Consider the following 22,477-nt stretch of genomic DNA (forward strand, 5'->3'; position numbering starts at 1 on the left):
CGTCAGCATAAGGCGTTTGTCGGGGCCGGGGGAGAGGATCATCCTGGCGGGCATGATCACGGACAGCCGGACATCGCCCGCCCTGCCGCTGAGCCCTGCGGAAGCGCCGGCTCAGGGCCATCGGGCGGGGCGGCGCTCGCTCGCCGTCGTCGGCGTCAACCACGCCCTCCACGACGGCTACACCGATATGATTTACGTGCTTCTGCCGGTCTGGCAGGCGGAGTTCGGGCTCGGTTACGTCGCCCTCGCGGTGCTCCGCTCGCTCTATGCCGGAGCGCTGGCCGGGCTGCAGATGCCCGCTGCCGCCCTCGCGGACCGGTTCGGCGTGCGCGCCGTGCTCACCCTCGGCACCCTGCTTGGGGCGGGGGGCTACGCGCTCGCCGGCGGTTCCGGCGGCCTCGTCGGCCTCTGCCTCGCGCTGGTATTGTCCGGCGCCGGCAGCAGCACGCAGCACCCGCTCGCCTCCGCCGTGATCGCCCGCACCTACGGATCCGCCGCTCGTGGGCCGCTGGGCACCTACAACTTCACCGGCGATCTCGGAAAGGCGGCCTTGCCGCCCCTCGTCGGCTTCCTGCTCACCCGGGCCGACTGGCGCCCCGTCCTGTGGTGGGTGGCCGGCGGCGGCCTCGTTGTCGCCCTCGTCGTCGCGGGCCTCCTGCCACGTGAGCCGGCCTCGCGCGGCGACACACCTGTGAAGGAGGCAGCCATGGGAGGAGGGGGACGCAATGCGGACCCGACCGGCTTCCGCCTCCTTGTGGCGATCGGCATGCTCGACAACGCTGCGCGCCCGGCCTTCCTGATCTACCTCCCGTTCCTGCTCCAGGCGAAGGGGGCCGGGCTGTCCTTGGTCGGCATCGCCTTCGCCCTGGTCGCGGTCGGCGGGGCGCTGGGCAAGGCCGTCTTCGGGCGGATCGGCGAGCGGTTCGGAGTGACCCGCAGCGTGATCCTCACGGAAGCCGGTACGGCAGTCGCTATCCTCGCCGTCGTCCTCCTGCCTCTTGCCCCCGTCCTCGTCATACTGCCGCTGCTCGGCCTGATGCTGAACGGCACGTCGTCCGTGCTCTACGGGACAGTGCCGGAACTGGCGCCGGGTGGCCGGGTCGAGCGGGCCTTCGCGATCTTCTACACCTGGACCCTGGGCGGCAGCGCGCTCGCGACGCCGCTGCTCTACGGCCCCCTAGGCGACGCCGTGGGCCCGGGCTGGGCGACGATGGCCTCCGCCGCCACGGCGGCCGCGGTCGTGCCCCTGATGCTCGTCCTGTCACCCCGCCTCGCAGCGCCCTCGACCCAGGAGACGTCGACGCCATGACCCACCGGACCGGACGATGCCATTGCGGCGCGGTACAGTTCGAGGTGACGCTCGTCGATGGCTTCTCGACGATCCGCCGCTGCACCTGCTCCTACTGCCGGATGCGGGGCGCAGTCGTCGCCTCTGCGGAGATGGCCGACATCCGGATCGTGCAGGGAGAAGAGGCATTGACGCGTTACCGGTTCAACACGGGCACGGCCGCGCACTTCTTCTGTTCACGCTGCGGGATCTACACCCACCATCAACGTCGCTCGAACCCAAACCTCTACGGCGTGAACGTCGCCTGCCTCGACGGGGTGAGCCCGTTCGATTTCGCAGAGGTGCCGGTCGTGGACGGGGTCAACCATCCGAGCGACACGGGGCAGGCAACCCGCATTGCCGGCACATTGCGCTTCGCCCCAGCCACGTGACGCTCCGAGGCGCAGCAGTCGGCTCCGGCATTCCGACGGGATGCGTTGCGTTCTGGGCTGGGACGGAGATTCGCGGCCGAGGCAGAGTGAGAAGAGCCTGAACGTCAGGGACGGCGCGCAGTACGTCTCCCTATGGTGATGGGCGCCCCATGATGGCCTGACCGGTCAGTCACCGATGGATGAACTCGCACGACGCCTGTTAACTAATCGGTATTGTTGATCCTTTACGAGCCACCTCAAATCGAGGTGACTTCATGCGCGTTTTGCTAATCGAAGACGACACGACAGTCGCTCGCAGCGTCGAGTTGATGCTCAAGTCGGAGAATTTTCAGACGTACACGACAGATCTTGGCGAGGAAGGAATCGACCTCGGCAAGCTGTACGACTACGATATCATCCTGCTTGACCTGAACCTGCCCGATATGTCGGGCTATGAAGTGCTGCGCAGCCTCCGCGTTGCAAAGATCAAGACGCCGATCTTGGTCCTTTCCGGGATGAGCAGCATCGAGGACAAGGTGAAGGGCCTCGGCTTCGGTGCCGACGACTATCTCACCAAGCCGTTCCACAAGGATGAACTGGTGGCGCGCATTCACGCCATCGTCCGCCGGTCGCAGGGCCATGCCCAGTCGGTCATCACCACCGGCGACCTGATCGTGAACCTCGATCAGAAGACCGTCGAGGTCGGCGGCGCCCGCGTGCACCTGACCGGCAAGGAGTACCAGATGCTGGAACTCCTCTCCCTGCGGAAGGGCACGACCCTCACCAAGGAGATGTTCCTGAACCATCTCTACGGCGGCATGGACGAGCCCGAACTGAAGATCATCGACGTCTTCATCTGCAAGCTGCGCAAGAAGCTGGCCAATGCGAGCCAGGGCAAGAACTACATCGAGACCATTTGGGGCCGCGGCTACGTGATGCGCGACGAAGCGCCGGAGATGCGGGCTATGGCCAGTTGATGCGCTCTCGGACGGTTATGAACCGGGGCAGCCATCTCCGAAGATAAAATCACGGCGTCATGGGCCCCTGTCCCCGCTTCTGTTCATTGGATCGCGAACCTTCGCTCAGTTGATCTGTTGCCGCTCGACGATGCGTGATCCTCCCGGGAGGGGCTGCCAGCGGCCCACTCTGGGGGGCGAGAGCAGGACAGAGAGGTTCCATGACGAAGCTGTTCATTGCGCAGATCCGCACTGCGGATGGTCCGAAGCCCTTGGTGACGGTAAGAGCAGCCGCGGAAGGTGAGGCACGCCTGTTCCTCGAAGCGGCTTATCCAGACGCTGTGATCGAGTCTGTCGACGAGCCGGCCGATTGGGCGAGCGATGCAGACACGGGTGCGAAGGCGGGAGACATTCGTGAGCATGCCGGCGTCGCGTGGCAGCCACCGTCCAGCCTCGCGGACTGAGCACGATCCACCTCCGCTATGATGCGCTTTCACCGGGCGTCGGCTCCGCCCCGGCAGCGCCCGCCTCGGGTTGAGGGCCGCCGATCTGTGGCGAAGCCGAGTTTGCGACGATCAAGGAACCCAGCAGCCGCATCAATTCCTGGTGCTGGGGGCCCTGGGGCACGTCGCTGAGGAAGCGCCCCAACTCGATTCTGGAGGTGTGGCCGCCAGAAGAGACGTTCGGCTCATGCCATACGAAGACATCGCAATGATCGTGGCCACGACGGAGCCACCACTGATCTCCGTTCGAGCTGGCGTAGAGCAGCAGGCGTTCGCCGGTCATCGATCCATCCCATTGAGCGTGAATTCATCCTAACGATCAGGCCCCCGGAACTTCGCCAACCGCTCTGACGGCCGAGCGTCAAGGGATCGCCTTCTCGCTGCGACCGACATCTGCCCCGAGGTCGAATTCATGGGGCGGATCGGTGCCCCGCGATGAAGAGCACGGCCAGCGAGGGAGCTCCCAACGCTGTGAACCAGGTGGGCAATCTCACGGTTGCACCACCGTCAGGTCCGATGGTGGGAGATCACCGTGGTTGAAGCGAAGCAGATGGTCGATGCGCTCACTCGTGATCGCCAGGGTAGTGCCATTGCCGTCACAGCCGTCCTGGGTGGCATCTCCCTGATCGTTGGTCTCGCGTTGAAGGCCCTGGCAGGCAGCACGCACGCGTCGGGCACGGAGGCTGCTGCGGAGGATGCAAAGCCCGCAACTGCGTCTCGCACCCCCTTTGATCATTCAGAGGTCAATGAGGACGAGGCCCGCACCATGCTGCGCGCCATGGTCGCCGCTACGATGGCTGACGGCTTGCTGGACGCTGTCGAGCGAGAACGTCTTTACAGTGCCCTCACGACAGCCAAGATCGGCGAGGCTGGCCGGGAATGGCTCGACAGGGAAATTGCCGAACCGGCCGACATTGATCAACTCGCCTCGGGTGTGAGCGGGCCGGAGCAGGCCGCCCGGATCTATGCAGCGGCTCGCATCGCCATTGAGCCAGATACCCTGCAGGAACGGCAGTTTCTCAAGATGCTGGCAGACGCGCTGGACGTGCCAGCCGAAGCTGTCGCACGCTTCGACGAGGAGCTATCGCTGTGATCGGCCGTCGGCGTGACTTCAATCGGCCTGCTCACTGACGATGAGGTCTATCTTCGTCTGCCGGGGGAGGGGCTCACTCACGAAATCAGCACCGCGTGAGGTGATGCACGCACCGGCTCGTCATCGTGTCGCCTGCGTGACCGAGCACGGTGCCAATCGTGACACGACGTGGCCGTCCAGCCTTCCGGTACTGAACGAGTGAGCAGCGCCGCCCAGATGCGAGAATCCTTAAGCCGAAGCAGGGAATTCGTCGCAGCATAGGTAGCCGTCTCGTCCCCGGGACTTGGCGGCCTCGTCTGAGCCGTGGAAGCGCCGAGGCCAATCTGCCCGCGAGGTGGCTCCTGAAGGTGATGAAGACGATCAGCCGCTCGAAGACCCATGCGGTCTGACGTCATTTGACGCCTTGTGAGGACAGGCCGAAGGTGCGGCTTCGTTCGTGGCACCATGCAGCGGTGCGATCCCGTGAAGCTGCCCCCTTCCTCATGGAAGGCGGGCCGAAGGCAAAGCGCTCGTCGCGGAGGTGCTCTTGGCCGTCCGATTTGCCACGCTGCTTCTCGCCGGATCGGCCGCCGTCCTGTCCGGTTCGTCGGCACGATCTCAGCCCACGCCGATTAACAACTGGGTTGAGTTTCGCAAGGCGGTGGCCGCGTGCTGGACGGTACCGTCGGGGACCGAAGGCTCTTTGATTGCCTACCGGTTCGGCCTCGACAAGACGGGAGCCATCCGGGGCAAGCCGCTCATCACCGCACGCCGGCTCGTCGGTGATGACAACGCCAAACACCGGTATGAAGACGCTGCATCCGAGGTTTTGTCGCGCTGTTTCCCTATGGCGGTAACGCCCTCCTTCGGTGCTATCTTTGGCGAAAGCCCGATCTATTTACGGTTCGTCAACACGAAGCCGACAGCGGCTTATCAGATCAATAACAACGTAACGATCTTTGCACCGCAATAGGGGCGCCATGAACACCGATTCCGTTGAGGGCCTGACACGCGCCCGTGGCTCACTCGTTCGTCAGCGCGATGTCCTCGCCACGCGCATCGGTGGGATCGAGCTCGCGCCCGTCTCGATGGCCGAGGATCTGACCCGCATCCTTCTGGCGATAGAGGCCGTGGACCGTGCCCTCGCCAATGCGGGGCACCCGCACTTCGAAGGAGATATCTGAGGCGCCGCTCACGCCCGAGCAGCGGCGCATGCGGGGGCCCCTCAGGCCGGAAGGACGACGACCTTCGTCTTCACCGGGGTGCGCGCATAGAGATGGATCATGTCCTGGCTCAGCAGGCCGACGCAGCCGCTGGTGATGCCGCTGCCGATCGTTTCCGGGTCGCTGCTCGCGTAGATCGTGTACAGCGTGTAGGCGCCGTTCTGGTAGAGATGCAGCGTGCGGGCGCCGAGGGGGTTGTCGAGGCCGCCCGGCATGCCGCGGGCGTATTTGGCGGCTTCCGGCTGGCGCTTGATCATTTCCTTGGGCGGTGTCCACGTCGCCCATTCGGACTTCCGTCCGACATAGGCATCGCCGCTCCACAGGAAGCCGTCCCGTCCGACATTGGCGCCGTATCGCGTGGCGGCTCCGCCCTCCTCGATCCGGTAGACGTAGTAATTCTTCGGATCGACGATGATCGTGCCCGGTGCCTCCTTCGTCTCGTAGCTGACGGTGCGCCGGTAGTATTTTGGATCGACCTTGCTGATATCGACCGCCGGGATCGGGAACTTCTCCTGCGGCATCGGCCCGTAGAGGCCCTGTGCCTCAGCCAAGCTCATCGTGTCGGAGGTCTTGCAGGCCGAGAGGCCCAGGGCACTCACGCTCAGAGCCGAGCCGACGAGGAACGAGCGGCGGTCGAGTCCCGCCCGGGTGCCGGCCATTGGCCTCACAATCGTCATCGCCGCCGCCGTCCCGTCTGCCATCGTACCGGGCGGGGAGTAGCCCGCCCGAGGGTATTACGGCCACGGTTGTCGGCTTCGGTTATGGCGCCAATGCGGCAAGGCCGGGCGATGTCCTCACCGTTTGACGAGGAGTTGCGCCACGCTGCCCGCGCTGCCGTAGCGCTCCCAGAGCGCGGCGCAGGCCTCCTGCGGACGCTCGCGCAGAGCCTTGGCCTCGGCGTCGATCCCCTGTTGCAGGGCCACCGAACGCTTCAGCGTGAAGAAATCCGCGTGGTTCAGGTGGTTCGCATGGGCGAAGGCGCGGAAGCGCTCGGTGTCGATGCGAAGGTCGGCGCAATGCCGGGCGGCCATGTCGGCCTCGATGCCCGGCCTGAGGGCGGAAGGATCGGTCTGTTGCGCGGCGCGATGGGCCTCGGCCCAGGAGCCGAAGGCGGCCCAGGCAGCGACAACGAACAGGGCGGGGGCTAATCTCTTCATCGTGTCGAGGCCGTGATGACGTTCGTGTCACAAAGCGTCCGCATGCAATCCGTTCGCCCTTGGACCCTCGGCCTGCGACACATCTGTGTGAGGACACACGTCGCGGACCCTTCGGCGAATCCCGACGGAACGGATCTCGCAACCGCCTCTCTCACCGGCTATCACGCCGCATCGCCCCGGTTCGGCTGCCTCCTGCGCGCCGCCCGCGGCACGGGGCAGGGCAGCCGGTCATGCGCAAGTCTTTGGGTCTCAATGGCCTTCTGGGGGGCGCGATCGGCGTCGTCGCCCTGGTGTCGGTCCTGAGCAGCAGCGCGGTCCTGCTCACACGCAGCCGCCTGCAGGAAGCGACCGATGCCCGCGAGCACTCGGACCAAGTGATCCGCGAGCTCGATGCGTTCCGCGCGGCGATGCTCAACCAGGAAACCGGCCTGCGCGGCTACCTGATCACCGGGCACGAGGGCAGTCTGGATCCCTACAATGCGGGCCGCCGGGCCCTGGACGAGGCGATTGGCCGCCTGCGCATGCTGATCGGGCAGGATCCGGGGCGGACCCGGATGCTCGCCGACGCTGTCACGGCGGCGCGTAGCTGGCAGACCGATATCGGCGAGGCGGCGATCCGCAACGCAGCCGATCCGGCGACGCGGACGGAGGCTGTCCGCAACGAGGCCGATGGCAAGGGCAAGCGTCTGTTCGACCGGCTCCGTACCGAACTCGGCTCCATCGAGGCTCTGGAGCAGGGCGTGCGCGCCGAGCTGTCGCAGCGGGTGGCTCAGGCCCAACGCGCCGAGGACATCGCGGTCTGGGGTGGGACGCTCGTCACCCTGTTGATCTGCCTCGGTCTCGGCCTCGCCATCAACCGCCTCGTGGTCCGGCCACTCCTCCGGGTGATGACCTTCGTCGAGCGCGTGGGTGAGGGCGACCTGACCGGCCGCCTGGAGAAGACGGCGGACGGAGAGGTCGGTCGCCTCGCCGCCACGCTGAACGCCATGGTGATCGGGCTCTCGGATTTCGCGCGGACGAACCGGGCGGCGACGTCCGACCTGAACGCGGCGGCGGCGGAGATCCGGGCCTCGGCGCAGGAGCAGGCGGCCTCTGTGGAGGAGCAGTTCGCGGCGGTGCAGGAGACGGCGGCGACCGTCGATGAGATCACCCATTCGGGCGCGCAGATCTCGAAGCGGGCGAGCGAGGTGATCGCCACGGCCCAGGCCACCGCCAAGACCTCGCGGCAGGGGCTGCGGGCGGTATCGGACACCGCGCAGGCCATGGACGCGATCCGTGAGCAGGCGGAGGCGGTGGCAGGCAACATCGTCGGGGTCTCGGAGAAGACGCAGGCGATCGGCGAGATCATCGAGAGCGTCAACGACATCTCGGAGCGGACGCATCTTCTGGCGCTGAACGCGGCGATCGAGGCGGCGGCGGCGGGGGAGAGCGGGCGCAGCTTCGCGGTGGTGGCCTCGGAGATGAAGCTTCTGGCCGATCAGGCGAAGGCGGCGACGGGCCAGATCCGGGCGATCCTGGGGGAGATCCAGCGGGGCATCAACACATCGGTGATGCTGACCGAGGAGGCGGTGAAGCGCTCGGCGGTGGGCAAGACGCGCTCGGACACGACGCAGCGGACGATCGAGGAGATCACGGCGCGCTTCGAGGAGAACGTGCAGACGTTCCAGCAGATCGTGGCCTCGACGAACCAGCAGCAACTGGGCATCGAGCAGGTGATGGGGGCGCTGCAGAACATCCGCCAGGCGAGCCAGCAGACGGCGGCCGGGACGCGGCAGGTCGAGACCGCCTCCGCCAACATGACCGAACTCGCCCAGGCGCTCATGGCCCTGGCGGAACGCTACCGGCATTGAGGAGAGGGTGCCATCGTGTCCGGGTTGCCGAACGGCGCGCCCGGTCCATCTCCCCTTGCGCGGTGTGTCGTCCGCAGGGGAGGTCGCGATGCGTGCGGTGGCGCTTGCGGGATGTCTGGTGTTGGCGCCCCTCGCGGCCCGGGCCGAGGAGACGCGGGCGCCATCGGGGCTGACGGTTCCGGCCTGCGAGAGCCTTGTGGCCCTGCGCCAGCTCGCGGCGGAAGCGGGAGAAGACAGCGGTCGCGCCGCGATGCTGATCGGGCAACGTCCCGGTTGCCATCTCGTGCCCCGTGACGGGATCGGGGCCGTCGAGCGCCGCGCGACTTTCGGCGGCACGATCTACGAATGCTACACGCAGGCCGCCGGGGCCTGCGTCTGGGTGATGCCGTAGGCGTTCCCCGCCAGGGCGCCCTCCGCAAGGACGGCCTCGCCTTGGCGGGGGAAGCGGCTCAGCTCTTCAGCCGCTTGTTGCACTCGCTGTAATAGCCGCCGCCCTTCTGGATCCACTTGAGATCGCCGAGCGTGCCTGCAGCCTTGGCAGCGTTGTAGCTGTCCAGGCAGGTGTGCATCCGCTGCTTGCCCGCCGGCTCGCTCGCATATTTCGGATCGACCTTGGCCGGGAAGCCTGCCGTGGTGCCCACAGCCGCCGGGGTGGGCTTCGGAGCCACCGCGCTCGGCGCGGGGGCGGGGGAGGCGGCCTTGTTGCCGCCGGGCGCCATCGGGTTCGGCACGGTTGAGGCGGCCGGAGCTGCGGCGGGGGCCGCATTGGCGCCGCACTCGGCCTTGCGGAAGTCGTTCCACTTCTGGCCGTTCAACGTGCCGCCCTGCTTGGCGGCCTGATACTTGGCCGAGCACTCCGTGACCGTAAGCGCGGAGGCGGGTGAGGAGGCGACCCCCAGGGCCGCGCCGAGGAGCGCGACGGACACGAATGAGCGGACCATGACGAGTCTCCTGCAACACGCAAACGCGTGGCGTTGTGGAGACTACTTCTAGCTGCGGTAGTGAGAAAGCGCGCAACGAGTGATCGCAGTTGAAAAGCGCGCGAGCCGGGACCTTTGCCGCGTATTCATCGCTATTCACAGCGACGTGACCCATCGGGTGTCATGGGCCGACCAACGTCTCGCCTGTCCGTCATTCCTCGTTCCGGCCACGACCCTTGCGGCTTGCAATCACGGGTCGAGCCCTACAGTAGCGGCGCCGTCTTGAACGTGTAATCGACGCGCAGGCCCAGGGTGAACTGGTTGGGATTGCCATAGGGCCGGTCGACGAGCGGGCTCTCGCCCGACGAGCCGAGGATGCGGTTGTAGCCGGCATAGGCCGTGTAGGACCACGCGTCGTCCTGGCGGAAGGTGACCGCTCCGAGGAGGCCAGCGGAGTAGAAGCTGCCGGGGCTGTAGGGCACGACGCGGCCGTTGATGGCGGCCTCGATCGGGCTCACCCCGAAATAGGTCCGCGCGAAACTGGCATCCCCGACATTGAGGCGCGGCCCCACTGAGAAGAGCCATCGGCCGTAAGGCAGGAGGTAATCCGCCGCGACGGTGCCGACCGTGCCGTGATGCCCGTAGACCCCCTGCCGGATCTCGCCGCGCAGGCGGACGGTGGACACGGGGTAGACCTCCACGAACAGGCCCGGCTCGAAGGCCATCCGCGCGTCCCGGAAGCCGAAGAGATGGGCGCGGTCATCGCCGTAATAACGGCCCGGCACGAAGCGCAGGGTCGGCCCGGCGCGGAAGGCCTCCGTGTCGAAGAGCGTGAGGCTGAGATTGTCGTCGGGCGCGGAGAAACGGCGCGGCTCGCCCGAGCGGCGGACATCGATCCCCGGATAGCCGATCAGCGTGTAGTCCGACGCGCCCGGATAGCGTGGGATCGCCTGGAGCGTGCCGCTGAGGGTGATCTCCCAGGTCTCGGGATTCACGGAGGTGAAAGTGGGGGTGGGCGCGGGGGGCGTGATATCTGCCGCCCCCGCGGGTGATGCCGCCGCCAAGGCGACCAGGGCGGCACTTGTCGCCGCCCATCCCGATACGAAACTCGATACGCCGACCACAATCCGGACCCTGCCCATGAGGCCCAGCAGATTCCCCGTCGCGAACCGGCGCGCCAGACACATTGTCTCGATCAGGTATCTCCGTCCGAACCGTGCGGCCCGGACGCCTCACCTGGGCGACGGCGCGCGGGATGCCTCAGCGGCGCCGAAGCGGGACGACGATCCGCTCGGCGGTGTCGTCCGGCCGAAGCGGCGCCGGAGGGCGGCCGAAGGTCTGCGCCCAGGTGAGGGTGATGACCTGCGCTCCCGTCCCCGGTTCCTCCTGCCTGGTCCGGGATGCCCGGCGCCGGGCGGCACCGATCCAGCGCCGGATGCGGGGCCCGCGCATCCCCAGGGGATCTCGCGTTCCTGCCTCGTCCGGCCGCCGCCACACCCAGGCTCCAGGCCGCTGCTCCTTCGCTTTCCGCACCATAGACGTCCACCCAGCACAACCGCAGGATATGTCGCGCGAAGTGCGTGCGGTCGCGACGGGTGCCCGTCCCAAAATGTTCATTGAGCGTCCCAATGCGGGGGCTCAAACGTCGAGGCGGAGCACCCAATCGTAGAAGTCGTCCCATCCGCCGGTGGGCAGCGAATCGAATGCGAGGCCGGCGTGGCTTTTGCCCGTGCGGGCACCGGCCCGGACATCGGCGGGACTGACGTTGAATTCCGCCCGGAAGGCCTGGGTGAAGCTCACCGGGCTGCCGTAGCCGTAGCGGAAGGCGATCTCCGAGACGCGAACTCCCTGGGGGCCGGCGGCCGAGAGGTCCCGGTAGGCCCGCGCGAGCCTGCGGCGGCGGATGTATTCCAGCACCCCGCCCAGCGGCGCGAACAGGCGGTAGAGACCGCTGCGCGAGATGCCGAACCGCTGGCAGAGATGGCTGACGTTGAGATGCGGGGCGCTGAGTTCGGCATCGATGTAGCGGCGGATCGCCAGGAAGACCGGTGCCCGCTCCGCCGGCCGGGGGCTCTGGTTCGGCCCGATCTCCCGCCGGGCCGCCATGGAGAGCAGGATGGCCGTGGCCTGGGCGGCGGCGCGCGATTCCTCGGCGTTGAACCGCGGGGCATTCGCCCCGAGGGACCGAAGATGGTCACTCACCAAAGTTCCGAACGGCGTGGTGCCACGCAGGATCGTCCCGTGCGCCGCGTCCAGCCCCTCTCCGTTCTCCGGGAACAGGGCGCGGGGCATGATGAGCGTCATTGCCCGGTAATTGTCCGATTCCAGGGCGAGGGGCCGCGACAGGTCGAGCAGCGCGACGTCGCCGGGAGCCAGCGTCGCCTCGCGATCGCCGGCTCTCACGATGGCATGCCCCTCCATACGCATCTTGATGGCGACGTGATCGACGCCCATCCGTGCGACCAGGGCCTGCGAGCGCTCGATGCGCAGTTCGGAAGCGGCGGTGAAGCCGACGATGGCATTGCCGAGGTGATAGACCTCGGACCGGCCGCGAAAATCCTGTGTATCCTCCTTGCGAATCCGGACGTCCCAGAAGGGCGCCACGGCCTCGCGCCAGGCCGAGATCTTTCGCGGACCGAGGGTCGATCCCTCCAGGCGCAGATTGGGGCCGCGAATGGTCATCGGGGTCTCTCAGGTCACTCCGCGGAAGCGGCCGAAAAGGAAAAATCCCATGTCCGGACAAGGTTTGGCCGACGGTTAGGCTCCTAGCAACATGTTGACCACCGTTTTGGTGCCACCGCCTCAAGCACTTTCCACCGAAGCCGACTTGTCACACGGCCTCGAGAGCCCGGAGCGCCGGCTTGGCGGCGTTCTGCACGCTTAAGTTGTATTTTCACGTAACTTTCCGGCATTGAACTGTCATCGGTGCTGCTTTAGTTATCTCTATTGTCCGAGCCGGAAGCCTCCCCCATGACCAGATCAGCTTCAGAAGAAACAATTCAATTTATTGAGATGACCGGCGAGATTGTCGCCGCTTATGTCTCTCACAATCACGTTGCCGTGGGCGACCTGCCGGCTCTCATCGCCAGCGTCCACGCGTCTCTGCATGGGTTTACCGCTCCGGGCGCCGGCCTGCCGGCCGAGGAGGCGACGGACAAGCCGACGATGGCGCAGATCCGTAAATCGGTGAAGCCCGAGGGGATCGTCAGCTTCATCGACGGTAAGACCTACAAGACCCTGAAGCGGCATCTGACCTCGCACGGGCTCGATCCGGACAGCTATCGCGAGCGTTACGGCCTCCCGTCGGACTACCCGATGGTCGCTCTGGCCTACAGCGAGAAGCGCTCCAGCCTCGCCAAGTCGCTGGGGCTCGGTCGCCCCGCCAAATCCGCACCGGACGCGGCTCCGCAGGAGGCCTCGAAGCCTGCCAAGGGGCGACGCAAGGTCGCCTGAGGCTTCGCCTGGACGGTCGCGGCGGGCGGATTATCTCGCCGCCATGACCGGCGACACGCATTCTCTGGGCGGTTCGAACACGGACCTGACGATCTATTACGACGGCAGCTGCCCGCTCTGCCGCGCCGAGATCGACCATTATCGCGGCTGCCGGGGGGCCGACCGCCTCGCCTTCGTCGATGTGGGGCGGGATGCGAGCGCGGCTCTGGGGGAGGGGCTCGACCGGCGGGCTGCTCTGGCCCGCTTCCACGTGCGCGACCCACAGGGGCGGCTCGTCTCCGGAGCGGCCGCCTTCGCGCGGCTCTGGCGTGTCCTGCCGAACTGGCGCTGGCTCGGCCGGATCGTGGAGTTCCGCATTCTCGGATTCCGGCCGATCCTGCCGGTGGCGGAGGTGGCCTATCGGCTATTCTTGCCGTTCAGGCCATGGTTTGCCCGGTTGTTCGTGCGGCTACGGCGGGGGTAAGAGGGGTGTTGGGTCGCAATGACGCGATTTATTGCGGAAGGTATAGTCGGCGAACGATTCGTGATCGTGAACGTGTGCTTTTTTACTGGGAGAATATAGGTCCCTATGACCGTGGCAGATGCTTCGGCCGCGTCTGAATCTGCGGCGACCGATTGTAGGGCTGGTTGAACTATGCGCGCGGTTCAAGGTCAAATTGTGGTGTTATGGAGTCGCTCGTACGGTGGTCGAGGTTTTAGTTCGGATTAATCAACGTACGAGCCTGCTTCTACATCTACGAGGACGACATTATTGATATTTAGGACGGCCACGGCTGCTGATGGCTGAAGGACCTCGACAGCACACCTCCACGCATGGGGCCGCAAACCCATTTGGCAGAACGCATCGAATCCCTGTAAGGAGGGCGAACGCAACGTCCTTACACTACGTCAGTATCCTAGGGGATTGAATTTGTTGAAGAAATGCGCTTTGATCACCGGCATAACCGGTCAGGATGGAGCCTATTTGGCGAAACTTCTGCTGGAGAAGGGCTATGACGTGCATGGTGTGGTGCGTAGATCCAGCCATGCCGGTGTCTTTGATCACCGCTTGAAATGGCTTGGCGTTTCCAACGACGTCACCCTCCACGACGGCAATCTGCTTGATCTGTCGAGTCTTGCACGTATCGTGCAGGATGTGCAGCCCGATGAGGTTTACAACCTCGCCGCTCAGTCCTTTGTGACGGCCTCCTGGCAGCAGCCTGTCCTTACGGGACACATCACGGGCCTCGGCGCAGTCAACCTTCTTGAATGCGTGCGCACCTTGCGACCGCAGGCACGTTACTACCAAGCTTCATCGTCGGAGATGTTTGGGCTGATCCAGGAGACGGTCCAAAGCGAGAGCACGCCCTTCTATCCGCGCTCGCCATATGGCGTGGCAAAGCTCTACGCCCATTGGATGACGATCAACTACCGCGAGAGCTTCGGCCTGCATGCTTCAAACGGCATCCTCTTTAATCATGAGAGCCCACTTCGCGGTGTTGAGTTTGTAACCCGTAAAGTGACTGATGGCGTAGCGCGGATTAAATTAGGCTTGGCCAAAGAGCTGCGGCTTGGCAATATCGACGCAAAGCGTGATTGGGGCCATGCCCGTGATTACGTGAAGGCAATGTGGATGATGTTGCAGCAGGACGCGCCTGACGACTACGTCGTGGCGACTGGGCGCACGACGACGGTGCGTGCGATGTGCGAGATTGCTTTCCAGCATGTCGGCCTTGCCATCGACGAGCACCTCATCATTGATCCCAAGCTATTCCGTCCGGCTGAGGTGGACGTACTTCTCGGCGATCCGTCCAAGGCCAAGGGCGCTTTCGGCTGGCAAGCCGAGACCACTCTCGAAGCCATGATTCAAGAAATGGTCGAGGCTGATCTCGCGCGTCTCCGGGACACGAAGGCCGCTGGATGAGTGGAGTGGGCCGGCGCGTTCTCGTTACTGGCGCGTCCGGCTTTGTCGGCCGCCATGTCCTTGCAGGGCTCGCGAGCGCCGGCTACGCTGCTCTACTTGGACTTGGTCGCCACGAAGGCGCTACGGTGCCCGCTGGTGCCGAGTTTCGCGCCGTCGATCTTGCAGATCGTGTGGGCTTGGCGGCTTGCCTGCGAAGCTTCCGGCCCAGCCACGTCCTGCATCTTGCGGCGCAGGCTTCCGCTGCCCAAGCGCAGGGGGCAGGTGCGGAGACTTGGCGCACGAACGTAGCCGGCCTTCTCAATCTTGCAGATGGCCTGCTCGCCGAGGTGCCTAAAAGCACCTTGATCTTCGTGAGTTCCAGCGAGGTGTATGGGCGCGCCTTTCTCTCTGGTGAATCGGTCACCGAAGACACCATTCCGAAGCCGGTTGGCGTCTACGCACGAACAAAGCACGTGGGCGAGGAGATGCTCACGGATGTCCTGGCCGAAAGCGAGAGCCGTCTCATCATCCTGCGGCCCTTCAATCATACGGGGCCCGGGCAGGACGAACGGTTCGTTGTACCCGCCTTTGCGCACCAGATCGCCCGGATCGAGGCGGGACTGATCCCGCCCCGACTCGCGGTCGGAAATCTCGACTCATATCGGGATTTCTTGGATGTGCGAGACGTCGCGCGAGCCTATGCAATGACCATAGAGGCGAGTGAGCGCCTTGAATCAGGGACTATTCTAAACATCGCCGCAGGTCGGCCGCGCAAGATTAGGAGCGTATTGGACGACCTCACGCAACTTGCGAGAGTTCCGTTCGAGATCGTCGTTGATCCGAGCCGCGCGCGTGCCTCCGAGATCCACTTCGCCTCCGGGGACAATCGTCGAATCCGGAAGGCTACCGGCTGGATGCCGGAGATACCTTGGTCTGAGACGCTCGTTCAGGCTCTCGAAGACGCTCGGGCGAGGGTGGCTGCAGAGAGTTAGCACGACTTTGGCGGATTGAGGGGACGCGGCAGGTTATCGTAAATTCGCATGCCATGGCGATGAGCCAGAGTGCTCGCGATGGCGGATGTCGGCGGATGGCATCTTCCTGCTACACAGCGCCAAATGCTCAAAGCGGGCCCGTGCATTAGTCTGTGGCGGCCTTGCTCCGTCGCTCCGCGGCGATCTCCGCAAGGCGCTGGACCATTTTTTGACCCGTTACATTACTGCAGAGCCGGTGCTCGAGATCGATCTTGGCGCGCGCGCCAAGCTTTCGTCCCCATTCCGGGTCGTCGTACAGCTTTCGCATAAGATGTGCTGCGTGAGTAACATTAGGCTCGGCCCAGGTCTGCCCAGCCCGATAGGGTGCTATATCCTTCTCGATCGTGACGAGATCGCAATCCACCAGTAAGCTGTTCTCGTCGTTCATGAAGTCGAGATTGCCGGAGAAGCGTGTCGCCACGACGGGACGTCCGAGAAGCATGGCCTCCGCCATCGTGAGACCCAAGCCTTCGCTACGGTGGAGAGAAACGTAGGCATCGGCGCAGGCCATGAGGCTCAAGGTTTCGTCACGCGAAGAGACGCGGTCGATGATCGTGATGGCCGCTCCATGTGCTGCTGCTTGGAGGCGATCGAGTTCCGCGGGATGCTGGTCCCCAAACGCAGTCTTGATGATCAACCTGGGACCAGTACCCTCCGGGAATGCTTGCCGGAAGGCAGCGATGAGCCCGAGCGGGTTCTTCCGGTCCATGACGCTCGTCATGTGGAACACGAACAGGAACACGAACTCGTCGTCTCGCACGCCAAAGGCCGGTCGCGGCGTCCTCTTGAAGGGAGCGATCTCGGCTCCAGGTGTCAGAACGCGCACCGGCTGCCTGTAGCGTTTGCGCAGGCCGGTGGCGATGAACTCCGTTGCGGTCCAGAACTCGTCGCATTGCAGGGCAACCCGGTTCCAGGACGGCGGAATTTCATCGAATTCCCAGTACCAGTAGCCGATCCGGTATGTGCGAGGCTGCCGCGGCATGAGGCCCGCGATCTCGTAGACCCGGTCGAACAGCGGCTCCGGCTGAACGTGAATCAGCGTCGTGTCGTACACCTCCAAGTCGTGGAAGTCGCGCGCGAACGTCTCCTTGGCGTTTCGGATAACCGGCACGTCGCGCAAGGCGGTGGCGATCCCCTGGCGGTTTAGGCCCTCAACAATGTGCTCGACCGAGGTGCGCAGGCCGGAGGGATAGGTGAAATGCCCGAGGATGTTCAGCCCGGGTCGTGTCAGATCATCCGCAAGATCCCGTGGCTGCCGCTCCGCCAGCCACGCGCGTGGCAGGAAATGAAGGTCCGACCGGCTGTCGCCGAGACGGTGGAGAAAGGCTGCTGCTTCTCCTCGATCTTGGGTCGCCCTGGGAAAAAGAGCCTGCCAGTCAGGCCGCGCGGCGTAGGCGAGACGAAGCTGCGCGGCGTCTCCGAGGAGACGCGGGAAAGTCTGGGCGAAGATGCCAGCGTCCCGGCATTGGTAGGTTTCGGCCACCCATTCCGCCAATTGCACAACACCGAAAACCGTCCCACCGTCAGGGACAGCTGCCTGCCACTCTGGCGTGATGGCCCACGTCTCACAGAGAGCGGCCTGGGTATCCTCGGCATTGGCGAGCAGGAACCACCACACAGACTCAAGGGATAAGCGTCCTACGTATACGTCTTTGAACAGCCTCCGGCTCGTTGGCAGGGCGCAATTCGGAAGCAGGAAAAGAGGTCGAGCCTGCCGGAAGGCGACGTCGGCATAAAGCGTTTCCCTTGCCGCCGTATCGATCCTTGCGGCAAAGGCGGCATCGATCCAGTCTGCTGCGCTGGCTCCGAAACCGAGCTGTGCCAAGCCCTCCTGTTTGGCCCATTGGGCGAAGGCCCCCCCTGGGCCGTCTCGCAGGGCCGTAGGGGAACGTGGCTGCAGGTTTCGGTAGCGCCGAAGTAGTTCGAGGACTAGGCGAGCCCCCGACATGAGGTCGTTCGGCTGCCAAAGATCTTCGGGAGACCAGACGACCTTCGCAAGCGGCAGTCCGACCCCTTCGGCAACGGCATTAGGATCGAAGACGTCCAAGTCGTCATTCGATCCAATGGGCTCCGCGTCATGGGGGATCGGCGGAAGAGTGTGGCCCTCGCGTTTGCCTTCCCTGAGGTAATGCAGCAGCAGGTTGGTGCCCGGCTCCGCGACATCGGGGTTGGCGATCAGATAAGCCCGGGGATCGAAGCGCGGGCCTGGAGCACGTCCCTCGCCGCCGCCATAGTTTAGATAATGAGCGAGTGATCCCCCGGGAAAGCCCACGACGTCTGGATAGGTCGCCTGATACCAGCGCTCATCGAACAACCCGGACTGCGTGATGAGATCGATCTCTTCGATGAAGTCGGTCTCTTCGATGAGGTCGGTCTCTTTGGTAGCTTGGCGGCCGGTTGTCCGCGCGCCGATCCATGACATGGCCCGCGAAAGCATTTTCATTCCTGTGTTCGCGCTAAACATTCTGTATGCCGCCCATCCTGAGACCGGCTTTGTCACGAGACTCAACCTCGGGGTTGGGCCAGACGGGCCGCCGGATCGCAACGACAAGGGGCTGGCCTTCCACCCAAACGCCGGATCCCATTCGTCCTCATGCGACGTCGATCAGTTGGTTGTTGGTTTCGTCAGGCCGCAGTTCGATGTTCCGTACAGACAGGACGCTCTCTTTCGAGACGCGCACTTTTACCTCGATGTGACTGACCGGCCGATCGAGCTCGAAGGCGGCTTCGATCCGCCACTTTCGATCCTGCTTGCTCAATCGCGCCTGGACGTGTTCCTGCAAGCCCTGGCCGGACGTAACACTGATCGTTTCATTTCCATCGAGCTTCGTGGCCTCGCCTTCTGCCACGATGACCCATTTGCCTGCGCCGAGCGGCAGATCGGGACCGGAAATGAGGAAGCCTTCCGTTTCATTCGTGTGGACGCTTCGCCCGTCCGAGACGCCTAACTCGGTCGTCAGTCGCGGATCACTGCCCCAGAACCGAAGCCCCCTAACGGGCATCCAGCGTCGATACGGGGGCGTCTCCCGACGCAACAGAGAGAGCAGAGAAGCGGCACTTTCCGCCCAGGTGAGGACGCACATGCCACGCGCAAGCGGCGGACGCTTTGCCTTAAACAACATCATTTCGACAGCAGAGGCAATCGCTTCGGGTGCGTTCGTATCAGGGAAGTAATCCGCGGCTTCGCCCGCCACTTCCCTGAACACAGGCAAATCTCTAGCCAGAATAGGGATATCGTGGTGGGCGGCTTCGATCAACGGTAGACCGAAGCCTTCCCCCTCGCTGGCTGCGATTAGGCACCGGGAGGCCTCGTAAATGGCATAAAGGTAAGTGTCGCTAACCCCTTCGAGCCAGTGCAAGCGCTTGCCAAATTCTCGATGGCTACGGAGAGACTCGATGAAATCATCCATGAGCCAGCCACGCTTACCGATGATGACGAAGTTGGCAGCAATTCCTTTGGCCCATACCATCTCCATGGCCAAGAGGGTTTGCCGGTAGCCCTTACGTGGCTCGATCGTACCGACGGACAGGAACGTGGGTGACTGTCGGAGTGTTTCTATGAGAGCTTCCGCGGAGTCGGGAAGGGGTTGTGTCGTTCTCGCGACCTCTCTGTCACCCCCAAGATGGAACCAGTCCACTTCGAGGGGCGATATACGATTAGGTCCATAACAATCGAGCCATTCGCAATACTCATCGGCCACCGCACGGGAGATGCAGATAAGGCCGTCGAATTGTGAAATGTGCTCGAGCCAAGCGCGATAGACGGACTGCCCTCCTTCCATGAAAAACTTTGGCGCGACGACGGGAAGGAGATCATAGATAACGAAGCGTATGATCACCCCGGCGCGCCGCCACGCGTGATACGTGTCCAATTGTTGCGCGACGATGGATGGTTGAAGGTCGAGACCGAGGAAGATATCCCCTATCACCGGCTCCACGACTTCGTCTTCGCACCAAGACGACTCAATGTTGAGCAGCCGACACGTAAAATTCCTCGCGTACCGGTACCCGCCTCGCCCGAGAGTCGCGTAGACCGGCTCGACGATGAAGCCCTGCAGTGGTTCTTTCACCCATTGCAGAAGAATGGAGCGGACAACGCGCTGGATACCCGAACCGAAATCGTGTCGGACCAATTCCGACACGTCGATTAGAAGACGCTTCTTCCGGTAGGGCGGCGGGGTGTTTCTCGCCATCGCCCCGATCAGTTGGGGCCAATCGGAGGTGGCGAGCGGTCGGCCCTGCTCTATCAGCCTAGCCTCAAGGCCTTTCGGACCACGATCCGCTCGGGCATAGGAGCTTTCGATCGCATCCGCATAGGCCTCTGCACACAGGCGCGGATTGTGGTCTCTCGCGATATGAGCGCGAGCTTTGGTGCCCAGTTCAGTTCGGCGCACCGAATCCCTTCGCAAGGTCGAAAGTGTCTCGATCACTCCGAATTCGTGAAGTCGTCTGGCAGGATCCACGCGCAATCGCGGGGAAGCTCGGCCATCGATCCGTGGGCGTTGACGACGGTCGGAAGGCCCGCGTTCATGCAGTCTAAAACCGCGGCCGATGTCTCGCCGCGGGAAAGCATGCGCAACTGCACACCGATATCCGCTGCGGCGAGCCACTGGCGGAAGGTGTCCGAATCGACGCGACCCGTGATCCTCACGCTGCCCTCGAAAGTCCCGGCGGCGATCTCGTCGGCCATGGCCAGTCCATATCCGCCGGGATTGTTCTCGCCTACGAAGACGAGATGGCAGTTCGGATCTCTGGCGAGCGGACTCCCAAGCCATGCGGCCAAGAGACGATCATTCATCTTGGTCGGACCAAGCATGCCGAAGCTGCAAACTACGATGTCGTGTTCAGAGAATCCGAGTGCCCTGCGCGCCGCAGCCCGGTCGACTCCCAAGGTTAGTTGGCGCTGGAGAGGAATCTTGTGCCAATCCTGGCCTGCATCAGGCCCGTAGAATTGACGTGCCAACAGACGAGAGAATTCTGCATGGACGATAACACCCAAAGCGTCCTGTATAATTCGCAGATTGCAAGGATATCTATAGACGGCGTTTATTGGATCTTTGACTGTAAACCGGTAGGTTATTGCGGGCCAGCCTTCAGATTCCAGCAGGTCACGCGCCCATTTTCCGGGAGTATCACCACCTAGATCACGATGGGCGACGATACCCGAGAGGTAAAAGTCGTGCAGGACCACCACACCTGGACAATCTCGCAAAAGTTCGAACATATGCGAGTGAAATTCAGAATTACCGAAGTGATAAAGGATCCGATCATAGATATTAAAGTTATTGCGAAACCATGTGATGCCGCGAATAGCGTAGTTTGCTGTTATTCCTTCGACGGACACACTATCCTGCGCGACCACAACATCGATATCGTAGCGACGAGCTAATTCCGGAATAAGTTCGGCGCTGTAATCGCTGATCCCACTCATTGCTGGCGGAAGTGGCGACAGGTAGGCCAATCTCGGGCGACGCGAGGGACGTGCCGTTGGAAAGACGTTCCGGGAACGGACTTCGTGCGCAGCTAGGAGTGCATTCCACGCCAGCTGGGCCGTTCTGTCCCACTCAAATTTTCTCGCCTGTTCCAGGCCGTGGTGTTCCAGTTTGGTGCGGAAGCTCTCGTCCGTAAGGCCCCTGGCCATCGCGTCCCGGATGGAATTGGTATCAAGGGGATCGAAGAGCGCCTCAGCCATTCCGACGACTTCAGGAAGGCTCGAGCAATTGCTCGCCAGGGCGGCGCGCCCGCATTTCATGGCTTCGAGAACGGGTAATCCGAAACCTTCATGCCAGGACGGGAAGACGAAGAGCTTGCACGTTCGGTAGCATGTAACAAGATCTTCTTCTGATATATAACCAGTAGTAACAAGCTCGTCTTCGCGCAGGCCATGTTCATGGGCAATAGATAAAATATGAGCCCGTTCGGACGGTGTCATCGCACATACGATGGCCAATTGGTGAGCTTGTCGCACGTCCCATGGCAAGTGTGCAAAGGCTTTGATCAATCCATCAATGTTTTTGCGGTAATCGATGCCGCCTGTGTACATCACAAAGGGTCGAATCAGGCCGTATTTGAGCCGAAAGGCAGCTTCATCGTGTTGTGATACCTGAGAAGGATAAAATTGATCATCGGCAGCCCCTAGAATATTGATGACGCTTTCCGGGGCTGAGTTAAGCCAATGGATGGCCTCCTGACGCGTCGAGCCGGAGATGGCTAGCAGAAGGTCAGATCGGCGGAGATGTGCTAGCTTCCGCTCGTACCATCGGCAAATGATAGGATTTGCTAGATAGATTGACCTGTTGATGAGGGGAATGAGATCGTAAAGGATCGTTGCAGTTGGAATACGCGTGTTGAAAGCACCGATGCTGGTGGCGATATTATCGTCCAACCCCTCAAATAAGGAGCATATTAACACGAAGTCTGGGTTCAGGCTGCTGAGGAATTGTTCGCGGATTAGTTCGGCAGCTTCGCGTCGCGCGTCATTGTTGGCGTCGGCGCTCGAGATAGGCTCAGGAAGGTGTAGAACGCGAATTGCGTCGGCCGGGACAATATCCGCGAGTTCGCCACGGAGGCGCTCCACGCTCTCTGGAAAGAGGCCGTTGAGGACGATAATGATTTCGTGATCAGCGCGCTGACGCGACAGGCCTCGGAGCAGCGAAAGGCTATACCGGCCAATGCCACGATTCCGGCTGCTGCCATGCGCGCATTGAAGATCAACCACTAAGCGCATCCAAA

At 63.4% G+C, this 22,477-nt stretch carries 23 protein-coding genes; 12 read left to right on the forward strand and 11 right to left on the reverse strand.

Features of this window, described 5'->3' with window-relative positions; all coding sequences use genetic code 11:
* Nucleotides 1-52: 52 nt before the first annotated feature.
* The 4 genes from ACFQE0_RS20700 (at nt 53) to ACFQE0_RS20715 (ending at nt 3,118) form a co-directional block, all read left to right on the forward strand.
* A complete protein-coding gene (locus ACFQE0_RS20700; protein WP_378972963.1) occupies nt 53-1,309 on the forward strand; it encodes an MFS transporter in 1,257 nt (418 codons plus the stop codon).
* Nucleotides 1,306-1,719 (forward strand): GFA family protein, encoded by a 414-nt coding sequence (locus ACFQE0_RS20705; RefSeq protein WP_378972966.1) that lies wholly within the window; start codon nt 1,306-1,308, stop codon nt 1,717-1,719. The genes ACFQE0_RS20700 and ACFQE0_RS20705 overlap by 4 nt, the downstream gene beginning before the upstream one ends.
* Nucleotides 1,720-1,973: 254 nt before the next feature.
* Entirely contained in the window at nt 1,974-2,675 is a 702-nt protein-coding gene (ctrA, locus tag ACFQE0_RS20710) for a response regulator transcription factor CtrA (RefSeq protein ID WP_378972968.1), read from the forward strand.
* A 200-nt stretch (nt 2,676-2,875) separates the two neighbouring features.
* Entirely contained in the window at nt 2,876-3,118 is a 243-nt protein-coding gene (locus tag ACFQE0_RS20715; protein WP_378972971.1) for a hypothetical protein, read from the forward strand.
* 16 nt (nt 3,119-3,134) lie between these two features.
* On the opposite strand, the gene ACFQE0_RS20720 is transcribed toward ACFQE0_RS20715, so the two are convergent.
* Nucleotides 3,135-3,440, reverse strand: a complete 306-nt coding sequence (locus ACFQE0_RS20720) for a hypothetical protein (RefSeq protein ID WP_378972973.1) — start codon at nt 3,438-3,440, stop codon at nt 3,135-3,137.
* Between the two features lie 249 nt (nt 3,441-3,689).
* On the opposite strand from ACFQE0_RS20720, the gene ACFQE0_RS20725 reads away from it, so the two are divergent.
* Nucleotides 3,690-4,250, forward strand: a complete 561-nt coding sequence (locus ACFQE0_RS20725; RefSeq protein ID WP_378972976.1) for a DUF533 domain-containing protein — start codon at nt 3,690-3,692, stop codon at nt 4,248-4,250.
* Nucleotides 4,251-4,770: 520 nt separating this feature from the next.
* A complete protein-coding gene (locus ACFQE0_RS20730; RefSeq protein ID WP_378972978.1) occupies nt 4,771-5,202 on the forward strand; it encodes a hypothetical protein in 432 nt (143 codons plus the stop codon).
* 49 nt (nt 5,203-5,251) lie between these two features.
* Here ACFQE0_RS20730 and ACFQE0_RS20735 read toward each other — a convergent pair whose 3' ends face one another.
* From ACFQE0_RS20735 to ACFQE0_RS20745, 3 genes are all read right to left on the reverse strand, one after another.
* Complete coding sequence (locus ACFQE0_RS20735; protein WP_378972981.1) at nt 5,252-5,443, reverse strand: hypothetical protein; 192 nt, start codon at nt 5,441-5,443, stop codon at nt 5,252-5,254.
* Nucleotides 5,444-5,454: 11 nt separating this feature from the next.
* The gene (locus ACFQE0_RS20740) at nt 5,455-6,111 is read right to left on the reverse strand and encodes a L,D-transpeptidase (protein ID WP_378972983.1); all 657 of its coding nucleotides are present in this window, start codon (nt 6,109-6,111) and stop codon (nt 5,455-5,457) included.
* A 135-nt stretch (nt 6,112-6,246) separates the two neighbouring features.
* On the reverse strand, nt 6,247-6,609 hold the full coding sequence (locus ACFQE0_RS20745; protein ID WP_378972985.1) for a hypothetical protein: 363 nt from the start codon (nt 6,607-6,609) through the stop codon (nt 6,247-6,249).
* A 230-nt stretch (nt 6,610-6,839) separates the two neighbouring features.
* On the opposite strand from ACFQE0_RS20745, the gene ACFQE0_RS20750 reads away from it, so the two are divergent.
* Together ACFQE0_RS20750 and ACFQE0_RS20755 are read left to right on the forward strand one after the other, a co-directional pair.
* The gene (locus ACFQE0_RS20750; RefSeq protein ID WP_378972988.1) at nt 6,840-8,459 is read left to right on the forward strand and encodes a methyl-accepting chemotaxis protein; all 1,620 of its coding nucleotides are present in this window, start codon (nt 6,840-6,842) and stop codon (nt 8,457-8,459) included.
* 88 nt (nt 8,460-8,547) lie between these two features.
* On the forward strand, nt 8,548-8,850 hold the full coding sequence (locus tag ACFQE0_RS20755) for a hypothetical protein (protein WP_378972990.1): 303 nt from the start codon (nt 8,548-8,550) through the stop codon (nt 8,848-8,850).
* A gap of 58 nt (nt 8,851-8,908) precedes the next feature.
* Here ACFQE0_RS20755 and ACFQE0_RS20760 read toward each other — a convergent pair whose 3' ends face one another.
* The 4 genes from ACFQE0_RS20760 to ACFQE0_RS20775 form a co-directional block, all read right to left on the reverse strand.
* Complete coding sequence (locus ACFQE0_RS20760) at nt 8,909-9,400, reverse strand: hypothetical protein (protein ID WP_378972993.1); 492 nt, start codon at nt 9,398-9,400, stop codon at nt 8,909-8,911.
* Nucleotides 9,401-9,642: 242 nt separating this feature from the next.
* A complete protein-coding gene (locus tag ACFQE0_RS20765) occupies nt 9,643-10,374 on the reverse strand; it encodes a MipA/OmpV family protein (protein WP_378972996.1) in 732 nt (243 codons plus the stop codon).
* Nucleotides 10,375-10,639: 265 nt separating this feature from the next.
* The gene (locus ACFQE0_RS20770) at nt 10,640-10,915 is read right to left on the reverse strand and encodes a hypothetical protein (RefSeq protein ID WP_378972999.1); all 276 of its coding nucleotides are present in this window, start codon (nt 10,913-10,915) and stop codon (nt 10,640-10,642) included.
* Nucleotides 10,916-11,017: 102 nt separating this feature from the next.
* Complete coding sequence (locus ACFQE0_RS20775) at nt 11,018-12,061, reverse strand: AraC-like ligand-binding domain-containing protein (RefSeq protein ID WP_378973001.1); 1,044 nt, start codon at nt 12,059-12,061, stop codon at nt 11,018-11,020.
* Between the two features lie 288 nt (nt 12,062-12,349).
* Here ACFQE0_RS20775 and ACFQE0_RS20780 point away from each other — a divergent pair, with 288 nt between their 5' ends.
* From ACFQE0_RS20780 to ACFQE0_RS20795, 4 genes are all read left to right on the forward strand, one after another.
* Nucleotides 12,350-12,832 carry a Ros/MucR family transcriptional regulator gene (locus ACFQE0_RS20780; RefSeq protein WP_378973003.1) on the forward strand — a complete coding sequence of 161 codons (483 nt, stop codon included), beginning with the start codon at nt 12,350-12,352 and terminating at the stop codon, nt 12,830-12,832.
* Between the two features lie 43 nt (nt 12,833-12,875).
* Complete coding sequence (locus tag ACFQE0_RS20785) at nt 12,876-13,295, forward strand: thiol-disulfide oxidoreductase DCC family protein (RefSeq protein WP_378973005.1); 420 nt, start codon at nt 12,876-12,878, stop codon at nt 13,293-13,295.
* A 450-nt stretch (nt 13,296-13,745) separates the two neighbouring features.
* Nucleotides 13,746-14,735 (forward strand): GDP-mannose 4,6-dehydratase, encoded by a 990-nt coding sequence (gmd, locus tag ACFQE0_RS20790; RefSeq protein ID WP_378975605.1) that lies wholly within the window; start codon nt 13,746-13,748, stop codon nt 14,733-14,735.
* A 5-nt stretch (nt 14,736-14,740) separates the two neighbouring features.
* Nucleotides 14,741-15,706 carry an NAD-dependent epimerase/dehydratase family protein gene (locus ACFQE0_RS20795; RefSeq protein WP_378973008.1) on the forward strand — a complete coding sequence of 322 codons (966 nt, stop codon included), beginning with the start codon at nt 14,741-14,743 and terminating at the stop codon, nt 15,704-15,706.
* A 145-nt stretch (nt 15,707-15,851) separates the two neighbouring features.
* Here the strand turns inward: ACFQE0_RS20795 and ACFQE0_RS20800 are convergent, their stop codons facing one another.
* The 3 genes from ACFQE0_RS20800 to ACFQE0_RS20810 form a co-directional block, all read right to left on the reverse strand.
* The gene (locus ACFQE0_RS20800) at nt 15,852-18,188 is read right to left on the reverse strand and encodes a glycosyltransferase family 4 protein (RefSeq protein ID WP_378973010.1); all 2,337 of its coding nucleotides are present in this window, start codon (nt 18,186-18,188) and stop codon (nt 15,852-15,854) included.
* Nucleotides 18,189-18,336: 148 nt separating this feature from the next.
* A complete protein-coding gene (locus tag ACFQE0_RS20805; protein ID WP_378973012.1) occupies nt 18,337-20,175 on the reverse strand; it encodes a glycosyltransferase family 4 protein in 1,839 nt (612 codons plus the stop codon).
* On the reverse strand, nt 20,172-22,463 hold the full coding sequence (locus ACFQE0_RS20810) for a glycosyltransferase (RefSeq protein ID WP_378973015.1): 2,292 nt from the start codon (nt 22,461-22,463) through the stop codon (nt 20,172-20,174). The genes ACFQE0_RS20805 and ACFQE0_RS20810 overlap by 4 nt, the downstream gene beginning before the upstream one ends.
* Nucleotides 22,464-22,477 lie beyond the last annotated feature (14 nt).

Origin of the sequence: Methylobacterium komagatae, from assembly GCF_042661665.1 — a bacterium.
GTDB lineage: Bacteria > Pseudomonadota > Alphaproteobacteria > Rhizobiales > Beijerinckiaceae > Methylobacterium > Methylobacterium komagatae.